The sequence below is a fragment of the Serratia sp. Ser99 genome (assembly GCF_024519545.1).
In the GTDB taxonomy this organism is placed as follows: Bacteria; Pseudomonadota; Gammaproteobacteria; order Enterobacterales; family Enterobacteriaceae; genus Serratia; species Serratia liquefaciens.
The window spans coordinates 103,014-118,670 of record NZ_JALJRT010000003.1 but is presented as its reverse complement, the minus strand read 5'-3'; the positions used below and the strand labels follow the sequence as shown (position 1 = coordinate 118,670).

Genomic DNA, 15,657 nt, shown 5'->3' with positions numbered 1-15,657 from the left:
CAGTATCGTTATTCATCTCCTAGAGGTAATCCTATGCAATCCGAAGAACAACGTCTTATCGATGGTCTGTTTGGCCGCTTGAAAGAAGCCGAGACCAAGACGGGCCAGAGGGATCTCCAGGCAGAGCAGCAAATCAACCAACACATCCGCGAACAGCCTTCCGCACCTTATTACATGGCTCAGGCGATGATCATTCAGGAAGCGGCGCTGAAGCAGCTCGACCAGCGGGTGAAGGATCTGGAGAGCCAGATTGCCCAGCAACAGCAAAATAACGCCAACCAACAAAGCAGCGGCGGCTTTCTGGCCGGGCTGTTTGGTGGCGGTAATCGCAACGCGCCAAGCCCGCGCGAGCAGTATCAGGCGCAACAGCAGAATAACGCGGCATGGAACAACCAGCCGCAGGCGGGCTATGCTCAACAGCAGCAACCAGCCTACAGCCAACCGCAGCAGGCAGCACCTTCACGTGCCGGCGGGTTCCTCGGCGGGGCATTGCAGACTGCCGCCGGCGTGGCAGGCGGTGTGGTGCTGGCCGACATGTTGACCGGTATGTTCCGCCATTCACAACCACAGGAAATTGTTAATATTATCGATGAAACGCCGGCAACACCGGTGGATGACAGCGCGATGAATAATTTCGACGCGTCCAACAATCTCGATACCTTTAACAACGGCGGTGATAGCCGCTTCCTCAACCAAGATAACGGCTTCCAGAACGCGGATTATCAAAACGACGATAACACCGATTTCGCCGACGACGACTACAGCGACGACGATTCGTTTATCTGATCCTTCCCCCCCTTTCCACCCGGAGAGGGGGGTTTCTGTTTCTTCTTCCGCACCGCTGGTCTACAGTTAAACCTGTCCAATCACAGCAGGTTACACAAGCTATGCCGAAGATGAACCCTATCGCCCCCTATGCAAGCCCTCGCCTGTTGATGCGTCCGCCGGTGGCCGACGATTTGCCGCGTTTTTACGCCATTTTTGGCGATCCCGACACCCAGCGTTTTAATCCCGCAGGCCCCATCGCCAGCGAAGAACAGGCACGATTGGCGCTGACGGGGCGGATCGAAAATTGGGCGCAACACGGCTATGGTTCCTGGGCAATTGCACTGCGTGAGCAGCCGGAATGGGTCATTGGCTTTGGCGGGTTGTCCTGGCGGCCGCTAGGGGCACAGCGCACGGTGAATTTGGGCTATCGTTTTGATACACAGGTTTGGGGCAGCGGCTTGGCCACTGAGTTGGCGCAGGCCTCGCTGGAGTATGGTTTCAAGCATCTGCGGTTGACAGAAATTTCGGCTATTGTGCGCGAAAAAAATCTGGCCTCATGCCGCGTGCTGGAAAAAGCGGGGTTACGTGTGGTCGATACTCTGGATGACGTGCCCGGCGATACGCCAAGCCTGGTTTACAGCATTACGCGCAGTGAGTATCAGGGCTGCTGAACCGGCGGTTCATCATTGATCTTCGCCAGCGCCCGACGGTAGGACTTAACCTTTTGGCGCTTCTTCAACCAGGTGGTGGTTGAGACAATAAAAATTAGCCCGGACATGGTCAGCACGCCGATCGGGTGGCCGTAAAACACCATAAGGGCGAAATAAATAGCGGAGACAATCGCCACCCATTTTGCCGTATTTCCCACCGCATTCTTCTCCTGACTCAAACGGCGGATGTACTCTTCTTCACTGATCCCCATACGCGCTCCTTTTTAGCTGAACGTTCCACTATATTGGGGCGGAATGATGATAATTCAATCGATTAAAGGGTAAAGAAGCGTAAAGCTCAGCGAGATTGCTCACGACGATGACGCAGATAACGCCCCGGCAAAACCTCTCCAGGCAACGCCGTGCCAGCATTGCGGCCAAATAACCTATAGCGATTGCTCGCCACTGCATTGTAAAACCTATCCGCCAGCCGCTGCGGCAAAAAGCGCGCCAGCGCCAACAGGCGAAATGGCCAGCCAAGCTGACGCAACGCCTGAAAAAACGCCGCCGAACGCAACCAATGTCGGCCCGGTTCAAGATAGACGATGGAGTCAAAACGATCGGTGGGCAAGGCCAGCCAATTCAGAATTGCCTGACCTTCTTCGGATTGCACCGTGGCCAACAGGATCTTGCCCTGTCGATCGGCACGAATCAAAAATCTCACCAGCCCGTGACACAAATTACATTCGCCATCGAATAACAGCACCCGGTCACCGGGCTGGAGATAAGGGGGGAGCGTTGACGGATTCATCCTGCCTCCTGAGGTTTACCCCAGACTAACGCGCATTCCCCTTCAGAACCAGCGGGGCCGCTTACGGCGCTGGGGACGCAGGTGGCGTATCCGGCAATGCCACTACCGAGATTCGTACTTCGTAATGCTTGGCGTTACCGGCGGGGATCACCGAAGTCAGCTTATTGATGGTTTCAGTGGGATTATCGCTGGCGGAAGTCGCACAGAACAGCTCACCGCCGTGGCAGAAGCCCGGTTTAGGCATATGCCCACCAGGGAAAGGAGGTAAGCGGAACTGCTGTTCTGCAGGGGGGACGTTTTTTTCTGCCGGAGCCGGAGCGGAAAGCGCGCTAACGCTGAACAGCGTCACGGCAGCCAGCACAGGAAGCGTCAGTACTTTGATTGCATTTTTCATGTTGTCGATCTCATTTGCCGGGATTGGGCCTAACCTACCCCGCCCCCGGCCGATGAGAAAGCCGCTTTTCACGACCTTTGCATCCCAATGATCTTTGCTTACATCCCTCCGCTAACGTGATGAAAGCTTAAGGATTGTGTAAAGGTCGTTCGGCTTTTCTTTCTATTTTGATTACTTGCCTTTGGTCAGCGTGCTGTAGCTGGTCATCAGGTTGCGGTAATCGGGAATGTGGTTGGAGAACAAGGCCCCCAGCCCTTCGACATCGTTGCGCCAGTCACGGTGCAGCTCACAAGCGACGCCAAACCAGGTCATCAGTTGCGCGCCTTCGGCTTCCATACGGCTCCAGGCCGATTGACGCGTCAGCTCGTTGAAGGTGCCGGAAGCATCGGTGACTACGAACACTTCGAAACCTTCGTTCAGGGCAGACAACGCCGGGAAGGCCACGCACACTTCGGTGACGACACCGGCGATAATTAACTGTTTGCGGCCGGTGGCTTTCACTGCCTTGACGAAGTCGTCGTTATCCCAGGCATTTATCTGCCCAGGGCGTGGAATAAAGGGTGCATCGGGGAATTGAGCTTTGAGTTCAGGGACCAGCGGGCCGTTGGGGCCGTCTTCGAAGCTGGTGGTCAAAATAGTCGGCAGGTTAAAATACTTCGCTAAATCACCCAGTGCCAGTACGTTGTTTTTAAAACGATCGGGATCGATATCGCGTACCAGTGAAAGCAGCCCTGCCTGATGATCCACCAGCAAAACGGCAGCCTGATCCTTATCGAGGCGTTTGTAATTTGCAGTCATGGTTTACTCCTGTGGGGTGTTGATTATTGCGGTTAAAGGTTGCCTTGGCCAAGAGGCCAAAGTGCAGAGGTTACCTAAGTGTAGAACCGGATCCGGAGGTGTTTTTCCGGATCGGCTCTAAGGTGTGCGGTGAGGGCTTAGCCGGCGTGCTTCTCTGCCGTCATGCTGCCGAACTTGCCGCCGTTGAAGTCACGGAAGGCCTGCTGGATTTCCGCGTCGCTGTTCATCACGAACGGGCCATAACCGACGATAGGCTCATCGATCGGCTCGCCGCTCAGTACCAGCAAGCTGACATCATTGTTGGCTTCGAGGGTGATTGAATCCCCTGCACGGTCAAACCTGACCATTTGGGTTTCGCGCACCACTTCCTCACCGTTAACATGAATCGCGCCATGCAGTATCACCAGCGCCAGCGTATGCCCTTCCTCCACCGTCAACGTGGTGGTATGACCGGCATTCAGCTTCATGTCCCAGACATTAAGCGGGCTAAAAGTACGTGCCGGACCGGCGTGGCCGCCGAAGTTACCGGCAATCACCCGCACCTGGCCTGCGCCGTCCGCCAGTGGAACCACCGGGATATCCGCATTCAGCAGCGTCTGATAACCCGGCTCAGCCATTTTGTCCTTGGCCGGCAGGTTCACCCACAGCTGAACCATTTCCATGGTGCCGCCGTTGCGCGAGAAATCCCGTGAATGGAACTCTTCGTGCAAAATACCCGAGGCGGCGGTCATCCACTGTACGTCACCGGGGCCAATCACCCCGCCGCTGCCGGTGGAATCACGGTGCTCCACTTCGCCTTGGTAGACGATGGTCACCGTTTCAAACCCGCGATGCGGATGCTGACCCACGCCACGGGTGCCGGAGGCAGAGCGGAACTTGGTTGGCGCAGCATGATCCAACAGCAGGAACGGGCTCATTTCTGCCCCCAAATCGTTATAGGAGAACAGCGAATTCACCAGGAAACCGTTGCCGACCCAGTGGGCTTCAGGGCTGTTGTAAATACCGAGGATCTTTTTCATCTTGAACTCCTGTTTCAGGTCTCACGACCTTAAGTTGATGTCAGAAGTTTAATCCTGCGGCGTTTGCCGCAGTAGTAGGCAAGATGTACACTCAGTGTTCTAGATATAGAACGATGACAAGGACGGGCGATGTTCACCGATTTGAACGATCTTTTTTATTTCGCCAGCGTAGTCGACCATCAGGGCTTCGCCCCCGCCGGCCGGGCGTTGGGTATCCCCAAGTCCAAACTGAGTCGACGCATAGCGCTACTGGAAGAACGCCTGGGCGTACGCCTGATCCAACGCTCGACGCGACGGTTTTCCGTCACCGACGTCGGTCTGAATTACTATGCGCACTGCAAGGCCATGCTGGTAGAAGCCGATGCCGCACAGCAAGCCATCGAACAAACCCGCGCCGAACCCTGCGGCACGGTGCGCATGACTTGCCCGGTGGCCATTCTGCACACTCGGGTCGGCAGCATGGTGGCGGCTTTTATGGCCGATTACCCGAAGGTCACGGTGCATCTGGAAGCGACTAATCGCCGGGTAGATGTGGTGGGTGAAGGCCTGGATCTGGCCATCCGCGTGCGGCCACCGCCGCTGGAAGACAGCGATCTGGTGCTGAAAATTTTGGCGCAGCGCACCTGGTGCGTTGCCGCCAGCCCGGCGCTGGTTCGAACCCTGGGTCCAGTGGAAAAACCGGAAGAGCTGCATAAATACCCCACCCTGGATCTCGGTCCGGCACGCGCACAGCACCTGTGGCAGTTGACCGGGCCGCAGGGAGAAAAAATGGAGTGGGAACACAGGCCACGGCTGGTGACGGACGATATGCTGATGCTGCGAACTGCGGCGATTGCCGGTGCAGGCATCGTGCAATTGCCGTCAATGATGATGCGTGACGATATGCTGCGCGGTGAGTTGGTGCAGTTGCTGCCGGGTTGGCAACCGCAGGGCGGCGTGGTGCATGCGGTTTACCCGTCACGCCGCGGCCTGCTGCCGGCGGTGCGGCTGCTGCTCGACTATTTGGGGCAGCAGTTCGCCAGCATCGAAGAGGAGTGATCAAGCGGTAATTTCGATGGCGTTACCGTCCGGATCACGGATGATCGCCTCATAAAAACCGTCCCCTGTCCAGCGTGGCGCCGCCTGCAGGATCCCCTCCTGCTGCGCGCGCTGCGCCAACTGATCGACACGGCTTTCCTCTCCCACCGACAAAGCAATATGCGCCCAACCCACACGTTCACTGGCCTGCTCCGCTGACAGCAGATCCGGCAAACTCATGATCTCCAGCGTTGGCCCCGCCGCAAGGCTGACAAAGCGGGAAACAAACCCCGGACGGTTCCGGCTAACGTATTGTTCCCCGGCAACGCCGTCAAAGTACCGCTGCCAGAACGTCACCTGGGCATCAATATCGCGGGTCCAGAGTGCAACATGGGCTATTTTCATCTCAGTCTCCAATGGGTTAATCGCTGTACAATACTTTGCCGCCACTGTGCGTGATCTGCTGTTCGAGCTGCGGATGACGGCCAGGCGGCGTGACTAAATAATCGACCCGATGGGCGGGCAGAAAGCTGTAGGGGGCATAGGTGTTGAGTTTGTCGCCGGTGCATAGCACCGCCAAGTTGCCTGACCGAGCCAGCAGACGCTTCTTGAACTGGGCATCCTGATAATTCAGCGCCGAGAAACCACAGCCCGGGTCATAAGCACAAATGCCGACGAAAGCGAGGTCAAAGTAAAAATCGTCGATTTCCTGTACCGCCTTGGCGTCCACACAGCCGCCAATGTCGGCATCCAGCTCGCCGCCGATTAAAATCGTGCGGATCCCCGGCTGTTCCAGCATTTTGCCGGCAATAGTCAATGCGTTAGTCACCACTGTCAGCCGCAAATCGCGCGGCAACAGCTCGGCCAAATAAAGGTGCGTACTGCCAGCATCGAGGAAAATAACCTGCCCTTCCTTGACCAATGCCAGCGCAGCCAGCGCCAGTGCCTGCTTCTCGTCACCGCTCAATTGCAGCCTTGCGCTGATAGGGCCGGTTGCCGGCGTGGGTGCCAGCGCACCGCCATAAATGCGTTTACACAGGTTTTGTGCCGCCAACTGGCGCAGATCGCGCCGAATGGTGGCTTCGGTGGTTTTCAGGCGTTCCGCCATTTCAACCGCCAGCACTCGCCCCTGCTGCTGCAAGGTAGCGAGGATCGCGTCGTGGCGCTGATTGGGCAACATTTTGGACATTCGGCTTCTCGATGGCGAACAAGTGATCACGAATGTACACAAACGTGCATAAACGTACAAATTTTTATGCAACGCTACGAAAGGGCAGCACTGGGCTAGACTGAAACTTTACGTCTCAAATAAAGGACTATTGATGACCTCAGCCGTGCTTTATACCTTATTCCCCGCCGCAGCGACCGTCATTGGCGCCGCCATCGCGCTGTACCGCCGCCCTGGCGATGCCGCCATGCGCATCATTCATCACTTTACCGCTGGTATCGTCTTTGCCGCGGCCGCGACCGAAATTCTGCCCGACCTCAAGCAACAATCGCCTTGGGCAGTACTGCTCGGTGGTGCCGCAGGTGTGCTGATGATGCTGCTGGTCAGGCGTTTGGGCGAACGAGCTCAGGGGCCGGTGGGCTTTGTGGCAACCGTCGGCGTGGATATTTTTATCGATGGCCTGGTGCTGGGCATCGCCTTCGCTGCCGGTGCAAAAGCGGGCCTGTTATTGACGCTCGCGCTAACGTTGGAAGTGCTGTTTCTGGGGCTGTCGATCGTGGGCGATTTACGTGATTTTTTCGGCCGACGGATAAAAGCCATGCTGGCGATTGGCGGCCTGGCTCTGCTGTTGCCACTAGGCGGTATGCTGGGTGCGCCGATTGCCATGCTGGGGGCATTCTGGCTAACCGCGTTTCTGGCCTTCGGCCTGATTGCCTTGCTCTATCTGGTCACGGAGGAGTTGCTGGTTGAGGCGCATGAAGGAGGTAAAGATACCCCGCTCGCCACCGCGATGTTTTTTGTCGGTTTTTTACTGCTGTTGCTGCTGGAAGAAGGGATGGGTTAAAACTCAGGAATTTTACGGGGTTATTACCTCACCCCAAGTGATTTGGCTATACTGAGGCGAGCAAGGTTACCGCAGAACGTAACGGCTTGGGCGCTAAGGGAAAAGGATGCTGTCAAAAATTGCGAAGTGGCTATTTCAATTGCCGGGCAGGCTGTTTGGGGGCATTTTCAGGAGCCGCCTGACGATTTTTATCTTCTTTATGCTGATTGCCGCTGGGGTTTTCAGCGCCAAACGCTATCTGCGAGCCGATCAAAATGACGATGAGTTTGTCGCGACGGCTACCACAGATTACAACCGGGCCATCCAGCGTGAAATGCCGATGCGCGAAGCACGCGAACAGTGTGGTGGCCCGCTGCATGACAATGCCGGGCAACCCTGGCCTCTTTCGGCCGGCTACCTGCATCAGCCGGAAGGCAAAGCCGCCAACCCACTGCAACAACTGACGCTGGATAATCAAAACAACAATTTTGCGGTGTTGGTCAAACTGGAGACGCCGGGCGCGCCACAGCGTTTGGCGGAAGTTTTTATTCCCGCAGCCGGCAGTTTTAATATCAAAACCAACCCGGCCGGGGAATACGTGATGAAAATTAAAAACATCAAAACCGGCTGTAACTTCCGCTCCAAACCTTTCACCCTGAGTCGTCATCAGGATTGGCGGCTGTCGCTGAAACTGCAAACGGACGGCAGTGTGCAATACCAGCCGATCAGCGACCGCGAGTTTTAATCGCGAGGCTTATTTCTTCACCGGATGATCGCGGCGGAATAATTCCCAGCTTTCGATTTCCTGACCGTTCGGCAAGGTACAGGTGGAATACTGGCCGTCAGCATTTTGCTTGGCGTTCAGCTTGCCGCCGATCTTGGTGCAATACACGTCCGCCGGGTTCGCCATGCCAATTGGTTTTACCTGCGGCGGCGGTGGCGCATCGTTAGATTTCATGCTGCAGCCCTGTAATATCGCCATCCCTGCCAGCAGGGAAACCATCAGAATTTTTTTCATTTTTCTCTTACCACTCCCGGTCTATTTCACGTCGCAGATAGCCGGCCCGTTTGAAATACGGCGGGGAAAGTTAAAAACGGCGGCAGCCTGAGCATACCGCCGTTCAGGCTATCAGGAAATAAAGGACGCGCCCTGTTTCAGGACCAAATCACAGGCTTTTTGCTTCACTTTTTCAGTGATTTGCGAAGTGCCCAGGCTGTTCAGATCCAGACTCTTGCCTTCGCCGGTTTTCAGCAGACCGCCCAGCCCTTGCTGGTAGTCCTGGCTTTTGGCGTTCTCCGTGCTGGTGATGCCCAATTTGCTCAGCAGTTGGTCTTTCACCGCTTCGGTGCCGTTGGCCGACAGGACGTTATTTTTCACGCAGTACTGCAAGATGCCGGCCGCGTTGGTCATGCTGCTGGAGCTCAGCGCTTTGTCGCCACCGTTCAGTAAACCGGTCAGGGAAGACAGTGAAGTGCCACTGGTGCTGCCACCCGATTTACTCAGTTCACCGGCCGCGCTGCTGAGGGAATCCATCAGGCCGGCTGCCTGAGCGGCGCCGCAAGTCATGGCGGAAGTCAATGTCAGCGCCAGCAGTAAACGATGCTTGGTGTTCATGGGGTAAAGCTCCTGTTTATCTCGCCATCTTTTCAGCATCCCCCCTTGCCATTGGCAACAGGACAAAGCGGATGGGCGAATCGTGTGCAATCAGCGCAATGCGCCGGGTCACCTCTTGGGACGCCACCCACGGCGACAAGTTCCTTTTAGCCGGCAATACGGCGTTTTTTCAGAATTCAGGTAATTTTTTGAGCGAAGAATGTACAGCTAGGCGCTATGGGCCGCCAAACTGGGCGACCCGCTGGGGATCAGAACTGCCAACGCAGCCAGGCGAAGAACACGTTGCCGTTATTATAAGTGCCAGGAATATAAGTGGCCTGGAAGGTCAGGCGCTTATAACCGATAGAAGCCAAAGGCAGCGGGGCCGGGATAGGAATGTAATTCCAGTTATCTCGCGCAGTAACACTGGCGGTGAAGCCCAGACCCAGACGGAAGTCCTTGTCGTCCAAAGGACGCCAGATCTTCTCATAAGCGTAACCGCCGATCGGCTCCCACTTATTGAATGAATCTTTGAATGCCATCAGATAGATACCGTGCCAGTCACCGTCGCTGTCGTAACGCGAAATACCATAGCCGGCGCCCCAGGGGCGCTCGTTGTACTTATCGATATGTTCGTCGTCGTAAGTCCAGCGGTTATGCCAGGTGATGGCCGGCAGATAAATGTCTTTATTCGGCGAGTTGTTCCAGGTTTCCGCCACGTTATCGGTGAAACGCTGCCACAACCCCGGTTTTTCAGCCTGCGCCGCGCTGCCATTTTCTGCACCAACCTCAGCGTAAGAAGGTAGTGCAGGAAATAGCAGCGCCACTGAGCAAGCCAAAATTGTCCGTTTAAAAAACATCATCAAACTCCTGTAAAAAATAAGGCCGGCGATTCTTACCGATCGACCCATCAAGATCAAGCTGTATCTTATTTATCCAACTGCTTTCTCCTACCTCGTTGTCACTTGGTTAAGTTTAGCCGCAGATAAAGGGAAACGCGCCCGGCGGGTCGACTCCGGGCGCTCAGGCTACTGCGCTCCCTATGCACCGTCTGTCGGAATACTCCGCAATAATGCCGCTGCCGAAGTAAAACCCGGTGGCTCACCAGCCTGCTAGCGAACTTCTTTCCTGCTCTGAACGTAGCGAAATCTTTACTGCCGCCCAAAGAGCAACTGTAATCGCCGTCACGCTTTTCGTGGGTTTTCTCCCCCCATTTTGCGGCAATCTCAATAACCTCAAGGCCCTGTCAGGCGACACGACTGTAAATTTGCAGTTACATCGCTGTTTTAGAGACCTGCAACGGCGAAAACGGATGACTTCCCACCGTCATTTTTAGCGGCAGGCAAAAGTACCGGTGATCATCCCGTGCGCCATGTTCCGGCCACAGTCGCCATATTTCACATATCTATTACATTTGGTGAAAAATACCACCCACAACATCGCTGCGGTTAATCCCCCTCACCCCCAACGTAAACCCGCAAATACAACAAGCTACCCTCTCATGCGCCCCACTCAACTTGAACAAGCCGATAGTTTAAATAATTGTTAAAGCTAACGAGCATGACCCGGTCTGCAAGGGCTGAACGTTTATTGAATTGCTCATAACACAACATCGCCAGCAAGTTATTTGCTGCTCTCTGCCTGATAAAAGAAAGATAAAAAATCCGGAGAAACACATGAAAATCACTATCGGGGCATTCATCCTGCAACAGCTCCGCACCCTGAACATCGATCGTATTTATGGCGTACCCGGCGACTATAATCTGGCGCTGCTGGAATTGATCGAGCACGACAGCAATATTGAATTTATTGGCAACTGCAATGAGCTGAATGCGTCCTACGCGGCCGACGGTTATGCACGGTTAAAAGGGGCTGGGGCACTGATCACCACCTACGGCGTCGGCGATCTGGCCGCGCTGTCCGGCATTGCCGGGGCTTACGCCGAGTCCGCACCGGTTGTCTGCCTGGCCGGTACCCCGCCGCTGCACGCAATGAAAAATCATGAGCTGCTGCACCACACGCTGGCGGACGGCAATTTTGATAACGTCATGAACTGTTTTAAACAATTCACCGTCGCCCAAGCGTTGATCACGCCAGAAAATGCGGCGGTGGAGATCCCTCGCGTTATTTCCCGTGCCTGGACGGAAAAGAAACCGGTTTATTTACAGTTACCTTCTGATATTTGTGATGTGGAAATTGAAATCACTCAGGCAATGGTCGCGCCGCAATTGCCAGCCAGCGACCAATATAATGTCCAGTTGGCGGCCATGGCATTGCTGGCGCGAATAAAACAGGCAAAGAAATCGATTATTCTGGTCGACCAAATGGTGGATCGCTTTCAACTACAGCAATTAGTGATCGAGGTCGCACATAAATTTGCCATTCCCCTCACCAATATGCCGACGGCCAAATGCATCATTCCGGAAACCACGCCGGGTTGGATCGGCGGTTACAGCGGCAACCTTTCGCGCCCCGAACTCTATGAACATATGGCGCACGCCGACTGCGTGCTGAGCTTTGGCGTTCGCCTGGTAGACTCGACAACCGGGTATTTTTCGCACCAGATCCCGGCTGACGCGCAAATTGATATTCAGCCGTTCTCCGTGAAGCTGGGCACCACCTCTTATCCGGCAGTGGCGACCACCGACCTGTTGCAGGCGCTGCTGGCACTGGGTGAAGAGGTAACAGGCCACCCGCCGACGCCCCTGCCTGAAGCGCGGCATCGGTTGGCAACCCCCAGCGATGCTCCTATCGATCAGGCTTATTTATGGCAACGCATACAACGCTTTATTCGCGCCGATGACGTAATTGTGGTGGAGAATGGCACCTCGGGCGCGGCGATTGGCGGCATGCGTATGCCGGACGGTGTTCAGGTGGTCAATCAACCGATCTGGGGCTCGATTGGCTATACCCTGCCGGCGCTGCTGGGGACCATGATGGCCGCACCAGACCGCCGACATCTGCTGTTCATTGGCGACGGTTCTTTCCAACTGACCGCTCAGGAAGTTTCCACCCTGCTGCGCTACGATCAGAAGCCGATTATCTTCTTGATTAACAATGATGGTTACACCATCGAACGTTATATTCTTGGCGAGAACTCGTCGTACAACGATATCGGCCCCTGGGACTACGCCAAACTGCCGGCGGTGCTCAATACCCAGGCGAAACCGTTCAGCGTGGCGGTAGAAACTACCCACCAGTTGGAATTGGCGCTGGAACACGCCTCGCGTCAGGAGCGGCTGGCCTTTATCGAAGTTAAGGTGCCGATGATGGACACCCCGCCGGTGATGAAGGAATTCTGCAACCGCTGCAATAACTTTAACTTCGGCTTGACCAACCCGCGTCGCGCTTAACCGCGTCAACATCCGCCGTAGCTCAATGCGCGGCGGATCCCTCCAGACCTTGCACCACCTGCCGCTGCAAACTTTGCAGCAGCGGGTGTTGTCGCAGGTTTAACCTGCCGAAGCGCGCGTCATGCAGCGTTGGCGCCGCTCATCCACCCGTTTGGCAAACCAGGCGGTGGTCAGCTTACGGGTGATTTTCGGGCTTTCCAACTGAATGCCTGGCAGCATTTCCCGCGGCAGTTTCTTGCCGGTGGTTTTCTCTGCCAGCGCATACACTCGCTCATACAGGTCGGTATCGGCAAATTCGGGCAGGTCCCCCTTCTCCAGCGCCCGGCGAATTGCCGAGTCGCTCATATTGAGCCGCTTGCCGAGGGTACGCACCGCCAGCTCGGTGGTGCCGGGTTTGTCGGTGCCGTAGTTAATCAAGTCGCCATCCAGTGCCAACGGAATGCCCGTCGTGCGGCTGACCGCACTTTGGAAAGCGGCGTTGCGGCTGGCGTACCAACCGGCATTGAAGTCGGCGAAGCGGTAGATCGGCTGGCTGTAGTCAGCCCGGTAACCCAACAGGTGGGCAATGCCGAAATACATGCCGCCGCGGCGGGTGAACACTTCACGGCGGATCGAGCCGTCGATCGGATACGGATAACCTTTGGCATGCGCTTCGGCAAAGGCGATGCTGACCTGCATCGGCCCGGCGGTATGCACCGGGTTCAGGCTGCCAAACAGCTTTTGCCCCATCGGCACCGAATCAATCATATCGTCAAAGATATCGCTCAGGTCTTTTTCGGTGCGAACCTTATCCAAACGCTCGCTGTAGCTCTTGCCGTTCGATGACTTGATCAGCAAAGCGGTATGCACCAAAAAGTTGGGAATATGCAACTGATCAGCGCGGCGGTCGATCTCTTTCCAGGCGATTTTGGGCAGCCCTGGCACCGGCGGATTGGCCTGGAAGGTCGACTCCTGCTCGGTTACCGCCAGCACTGAACACAGGTTTTGGTCGCTGGGCTCGATACCCTGTGCGGCAAAAGCGGCGGTGATATCGGTGGCCCAGCCCTGGCGATCGGCGGTGTTAGCCGGCATCAAACGCACCAGTTGAGCTTTGACGTCAGCCGGGCGTTGCACCGGTGAAGTCGTGGTGGTTTTCGTGGTACAACCGGCCAGCACCAGCAGCGCGGCCAGGCTCAACGGACGCAAGGTCATCGGGTTGATAAAACGGCGAATTGGCATCTTTTCCCTGATCGTTTTGACATACACTGCAGTGACGTTAGCCCAGCAGCGGACCCCGATCCAGTCTAAATGTGTTGATCCGGAGCTGAGAGCAGGCGTTTGCCAGGAAATACACCTTAAAGGAATGACCGTGGGGTTAAGCATCTTGCCTTGCTCACTTCTAATCACACCTTTCATGATCGCGGGCATTTTCAATGAGCCGATAAAGATGTATTTTATATGCAACATATAAAATCATTTTATTCGCCCACACTGGGGCAACGCAAAATTTAAGGAGAGACGCATGAATGAGCTGCTTTGTTATAAAACCCTGCCGGTATGGAACAGCGTGACGCTGCCGGAGAGTTTCCAGCAAAAGCACAACACCCAAAGCGGCACCTGGGCCAAACTCACGCTGCTGAGCGGCACCCTGACCTTTGCGTTGATGACCGAAGAGGGCGAAACTACCGAAACCTGGCAGTTCAGCCCTGAGAGCCAGCCACCGTTTATCGAACCACAGCAATGGCACCGCATCGTTTCATTTTCCGATGATATGACCTGCCAACTGGCTTTCTACTGTTCACCGGAAGATTACTACCACAAAAAGCACCAACTGACGCGCACCCATTCCGAGGTGATCGAAGCCGTGCAGCGCATAAAACCCGGCAAAGCGCTGGATCTGGGCTGCGGCGGCGGGCGCAACTCGCTCTATCTCAATCTGAAAGGCTTTGACGTCACCGCCTGGGACAAACATGGCCCGTCGATCGACAACCTCAATAGCATCATCGATAGCGAAGGACTGATGCACATTCGCGCCAGCGTGCAAGACCTCAATGCTCACACCTTCAGCGGCGATTACGACTTTATTCTTTCCACCGTGGTGTTTATGTTCCTCAGCCGCGAGCGAATTCCAGGGCTGGTGAAAAACATGCAGGGCAGCACCCTGAACGGCGGCTACAACCTGATTGTCGCCGCGATGGATACTCCGGATTACCCTTGCAGTCTGCCCTTCCCCTTCACCTTTAAACCGGGCGAGCTGAAGGAGTATTACGCCGACTGGGAAATCCTGAAGTACAACGAGGATGTCGGCCAACTGCACAAAACCGACGCCGCCGGTAACCGCATTTCACTGCGCTTTGCCACGCTGCTGGCGCGTAAACCCTAAAATCCCTTCAATTGGCGCCGCTCGATGCAGTATTGACCGGCGCCGACCTGTAGCAAAATACGGCAAACAACATGAAGTTTAATACGTTGCCAACCCGCCGCTGCGGCGTTAGGATCGCGCCCGGCTACGGGTGTAGCCAGTGTTATTGGCTGTCAGTTCCGCGCATGGAGAGGTTATTGTGTTAGAGAGTTTTGGCGTCCTGAATCTTTGGACCTATCTGGCCGGGGTGGTATTTATCATCATTCTGCCGGGCCCGAATACGCTGTACGTACTGAAGACCGGTGTGACACGTGGCGTACGTGCCGGTTATACCGCCGCGCTGGGCGTGTTTATCGGCGATGCGATCCTGATTTTCTGCGCCTATATTGGCGTGGCTTCGCTGATCCGTACCACGCCGTTCCTGTTTACCCTGGTGCGTTTTCTCGGCGCAATTTACCTGCTGTTCCTCGGTGCGAAAATTCTCTACGCCACCTTTATCCAGAAAAATACGGCGCAGCAACAACAGATTGAAGGCGGCCACAGCATCCTGCGCAAATCGCTGACGCTCAGCCTGACCAACCCGAAAGCGATCCTGTTCTACGTGTCGTTCTTCGTGCAGTTTATCGACTTCAACTATGCGCACACCGGCCTGTCGTTCACCATTCTGGCGCTGATCCTCGAATCGGTCAGTTTTATCTACATGACCACGCTGATCTTCTCCGGCGCGATGCTGGCGCACTTCTTTAACCATAAGAAAGGCCTGGCAAAACTGGGTAATGGCCTGATTGGCCTGCTGTTCCTCGGCTTCGCCACTCGTTTGGCTACCCTCAGCTCCTAGTTCGCCGCATTAACGGCTGATCCCCTCAGCCGTTTTCTCTACTCTGTCACGCACGACAAACCGAATGTCAGACAGACAAAAGC

19 protein-coding genes are annotated in these 15,657 nt (G+C 55.6%); 8 read left to right on the top strand and 11 right to left on the bottom strand.

The features are described from left to right. Window positions 1-33: 33 nt before the first annotated feature. Together NR114_RS08260 and NR114_RS08255 are read left to right on the top strand one after the other, a co-directional pair. Complete coding sequence (locus NR114_RS08260) at window positions 34-786, top strand: DUF2076 domain-containing protein (RefSeq protein WP_116691201.1); 753 nt, start codon at window positions 34-36, stop codon at window positions 784-786. 101 nt (window positions 787-887) lie between these two features. Then, the gene (locus NR114_RS08255; RefSeq protein WP_187962336.1) at window positions 888-1,439 is read left to right on the top strand and encodes a GNAT family N-acetyltransferase; all 552 of its coding nucleotides are present in this window, start codon (window positions 888-890) and stop codon (window positions 1,437-1,439) included. Here the strand turns inward: NR114_RS08255 and NR114_RS08250 are convergent. The 5 genes from NR114_RS08250 to NR114_RS08230 all read right to left on the bottom strand — a co-directional run bounded on the left by NR114_RS08250 (window position 1,427) and on the right by NR114_RS08230 (window position 4,440). Next, window positions 1,427-1,690 (bottom strand): hypothetical protein, encoded by a 264-nt coding sequence (locus NR114_RS08250; protein ID WP_046374395.1) that lies wholly within the window; start codon window positions 1,688-1,690, stop codon window positions 1,427-1,429. The two genes, NR114_RS08255 and NR114_RS08250, sit on opposite strands and share 13 nt — an antisense overlap. A gap of 86 nt (window positions 1,691-1,776) precedes the next feature. Continuing rightward, on the bottom strand, window positions 1,777-2,229 hold the full coding sequence (locus tag NR114_RS08245; protein ID WP_046374396.1) for a thiol-disulfide oxidoreductase DCC family protein: 453 nt from the start codon (window positions 2,227-2,229) through the stop codon (window positions 1,777-1,779). A gap of 61 nt (window positions 2,230-2,290) precedes the next feature. Further along, window positions 2,291-2,623, bottom strand: coding sequence for a hypothetical protein (locus NR114_RS08240; RefSeq protein ID WP_046374397.1), 333 nt, complete (start codon window positions 2,621-2,623; stop codon window positions 2,291-2,293). A gap of 171 nt (window positions 2,624-2,794) precedes the next feature. Further along, window positions 2,795-3,421 (bottom strand): isochorismate family cysteine hydrolase YcaC, encoded by a 627-nt coding sequence (gene ycaC, locus NR114_RS08235; RefSeq protein ID WP_115059919.1) that lies wholly within the window; start codon window positions 3,419-3,421, stop codon window positions 2,795-2,797. Window positions 3,422-3,558: 137 nt separating this feature from the next. Beyond that, window positions 3,559-4,440, bottom strand: a complete 882-nt coding sequence (locus NR114_RS08230) for a pirin family protein (protein ID WP_046374398.1) — start codon at window positions 4,438-4,440, stop codon at window positions 3,559-3,561. A 129-nt stretch (window positions 4,441-4,569) separates the two neighbouring features. Here NR114_RS08230 and NR114_RS08225 point away from each other — a divergent pair, with 129 nt between their 5' ends. Continuing rightward, window positions 4,570-5,478, top strand: a complete 909-nt coding sequence (locus tag NR114_RS08225) for a LysR family transcriptional regulator (protein WP_142815815.1) — start codon at window positions 4,570-4,572, stop codon at window positions 5,476-5,478. Here NR114_RS08225 and NR114_RS08220 read toward each other — a convergent pair whose 3' ends face one another. Both NR114_RS08220 and NR114_RS08215 read right to left on the bottom strand, forming a co-directional pair. Further along, a complete protein-coding gene (locus tag NR114_RS08220; RefSeq protein ID WP_020825404.1) occupies window positions 5,479-5,862 on the bottom strand; it encodes a VOC family protein in 384 nt (127 codons plus the stop codon). Window positions 5,863-5,878: 16 nt separating this feature from the next. Further along, window positions 5,879-6,646, bottom strand: coding sequence for a DeoR/GlpR family DNA-binding transcription regulator (locus tag NR114_RS08215; protein ID WP_187962334.1), 768 nt, complete (start codon window positions 6,644-6,646; stop codon window positions 5,879-5,881). Window positions 6,647-6,779: 133 nt separating this feature from the next. Between NR114_RS08215 and NR114_RS08210 the strand changes: the two genes are divergently transcribed. Both NR114_RS08210 and NR114_RS08205 read left to right on the top strand, forming a co-directional pair. Beyond that, entirely contained in the window at window positions 6,780-7,469 is a 690-nt protein-coding gene (locus tag NR114_RS08210) for a ZIP family metal transporter (protein ID WP_020825402.1), read from the top strand. Between the two features lie 106 nt (window positions 7,470-7,575). After that, a complete protein-coding gene (locus NR114_RS08205) occupies window positions 7,576-8,193 on the top strand; it encodes a hypothetical protein (protein ID WP_020825401.1) in 618 nt (205 codons plus the stop codon). A gap of 9 nt (window positions 8,194-8,202) precedes the next feature. On the opposite strand, the gene NR114_RS08200 is transcribed toward NR114_RS08205, so the two are convergent. From NR114_RS08200 to pagP, 3 genes are all read right to left on the bottom strand, one after another. After that, window positions 8,203-8,466 (bottom strand): DUF333 domain-containing protein, encoded by a 264-nt coding sequence (locus NR114_RS08200; protein ID WP_020825400.1) that lies wholly within the window; start codon window positions 8,464-8,466, stop codon window positions 8,203-8,205. Between the two features lie 111 nt (window positions 8,467-8,577). Beyond that, entirely contained in the window at window positions 8,578-9,063 is a 486-nt protein-coding gene (locus NR114_RS08195) for a DUF2501 domain-containing protein (protein ID WP_020825399.1), read from the bottom strand. A 248-nt stretch (window positions 9,064-9,311) separates the two neighbouring features. Further along, window positions 9,312-9,905 carry a lipid IV(A) palmitoyltransferase PagP gene (pagP, locus tag NR114_RS08190; RefSeq protein WP_170868519.1) on the bottom strand — a complete coding sequence of 198 codons (594 nt, stop codon included), beginning with the start codon at window positions 9,903-9,905 and terminating at the stop codon, window positions 9,312-9,314. Window positions 9,906-10,718: 813 nt separating this feature from the next. On the opposite strand from pagP, the gene NR114_RS08185 reads away from it, so the two are divergent. After that, window positions 10,719-12,395 carry an alpha-keto acid decarboxylase family protein gene (locus NR114_RS08185; RefSeq protein WP_174573794.1) on the top strand — a complete coding sequence of 559 codons (1,677 nt, stop codon included), beginning with the start codon at window positions 10,719-10,721 and terminating at the stop codon, window positions 12,393-12,395. A 99-nt stretch (window positions 12,396-12,494) separates the two neighbouring features. Here the strand turns inward: NR114_RS08185 and NR114_RS08180 are convergent, their stop codons facing one another. Then, window positions 12,495-13,613 carry a DUF1615 domain-containing protein gene (locus NR114_RS08180; RefSeq protein WP_234528974.1) on the bottom strand — a complete coding sequence of 373 codons (1,119 nt, stop codon included), beginning with the start codon at window positions 13,611-13,613 and terminating at the stop codon, window positions 12,495-12,497. A 283-nt stretch (window positions 13,614-13,896) separates the two neighbouring features. Here NR114_RS08180 and tehB point away from each other — a divergent pair, with 283 nt between their 5' ends. Then, window positions 13,897-14,757 (top strand): SAM-dependent methyltransferase TehB, encoded by an 861-nt coding sequence (gene tehB / locus NR114_RS08175; protein WP_234528975.1) that lies wholly within the window; start codon window positions 13,897-13,899, stop codon window positions 14,755-14,757. Window positions 14,758-14,935: 178 nt separating this feature from the next. Beyond that, window positions 14,936-15,574: a leucine efflux protein LeuE gene (gene leuE / locus NR114_RS08170; protein WP_142815820.1), complete on the top strand. Its 639-nt coding sequence runs from the start codon at window positions 14,936-14,938 to the stop codon at window positions 15,572-15,574. The last annotated feature ends 83 nt before the right edge of the window (window positions 15,575-15,657 follow it).

Coding starts and splice junctions, on each gene's coding strand:
- NR114_RS08180 (WP_234528974.1), bottom strand. CDS start 13,613: ATGCCAATTCGCCGTTTTATCAACCCGATGACCTTGCGTCCGTTGAGC.
- NR114_RS08215 (WP_187962334.1), bottom strand. CDS start 6,646: ATGTCCAAAATGTTGCCCAATCAGCGCCACGACGCGATCCTCGCTACC.
- pagP (WP_170868519.1), bottom strand. CDS start 9,905: ATGATGTTTTTTAAACGGACAATTTTGGCTTGCTCAGTGGCGCTGCTA.
- NR114_RS08250 (WP_046374395.1), bottom strand. CDS start 1,690: ATGGGGATCAGTGAAGAAGAGTACATCCGCCGTTTGAGTCAGGAGAAG.
- NR114_RS08220 (WP_020825404.1), bottom strand. CDS start 5,862: ATGAAAATAGCCCATGTTGCACTCTGGACCCGCGATATTGATGCCCAG.
- NR114_RS08245 (WP_046374396.1), bottom strand. CDS start 2,229: ATGAATCCGTCAACGCTCCCCCCTTATCTCCAGCCCGGTGACCGGGTG.
- NR114_RS08195 (WP_020825399.1), bottom strand. CDS start 9,063: ATGAACACCAAGCATCGTTTACTGCTGGCGCTGACATTGACTTCCGCC.
- NR114_RS08205 (WP_020825401.1), top strand. CDS start 7,576: ATGCTGTCAAAAATTGCGAAGTGGCTATTTCAATTGCCGGGCAGGCTG.
- NR114_RS08255 (WP_187962336.1), top strand. CDS start 888: ATGCCGAAGATGAACCCTATCGCCCCCTATGCAAGCCCTCGCCTGTTG.
- NR114_RS08210 (WP_020825402.1), top strand. CDS start 6,780: ATGACCTCAGCCGTGCTTTATACCTTATTCCCCGCCGCAGCGACCGTC.
- NR114_RS08260 (WP_116691201.1), top strand. CDS start 34: ATGCAATCCGAAGAACAACGTCTTATCGATGGTCTGTTTGGCCGCTTG.
- NR114_RS08185 (WP_174573794.1), top strand. CDS start 10,719: ATGAAAATCACTATCGGGGCATTCATCCTGCAACAGCTCCGCACCCTG.
- NR114_RS08240 (WP_046374397.1), bottom strand. CDS start 2,623: ATGAAAAATGCAATCAAAGTACTGACGCTTCCTGTGCTGGCTGCCGTG.
- NR114_RS08200 (WP_020825400.1), bottom strand. CDS start 8,466: ATGAAAAAAATTCTGATGGTTTCCCTGCTGGCAGGGATGGCGATATTA.
- ycaC (WP_115059919.1), bottom strand. CDS start 3,421: ATGACTGCAAATTACAAACGCCTCGATAAGGATCAGGCTGCCGTTTTG.
- NR114_RS08225 (WP_142815815.1), top strand. CDS start 4,570: ATGTTCACCGATTTGAACGATCTTTTTTATTTCGCCAGCGTAGTCGAC.
- tehB (WP_234528975.1), top strand. CDS start 13,897: ATGAATGAGCTGCTTTGTTATAAAACCCTGCCGGTATGGAACAGCGTG.
- NR114_RS08230 (WP_046374398.1), bottom strand. CDS start 4,440: ATGAAAAAGATCCTCGGTATTTACAACAGCCCTGAAGCCCACTGGGTC.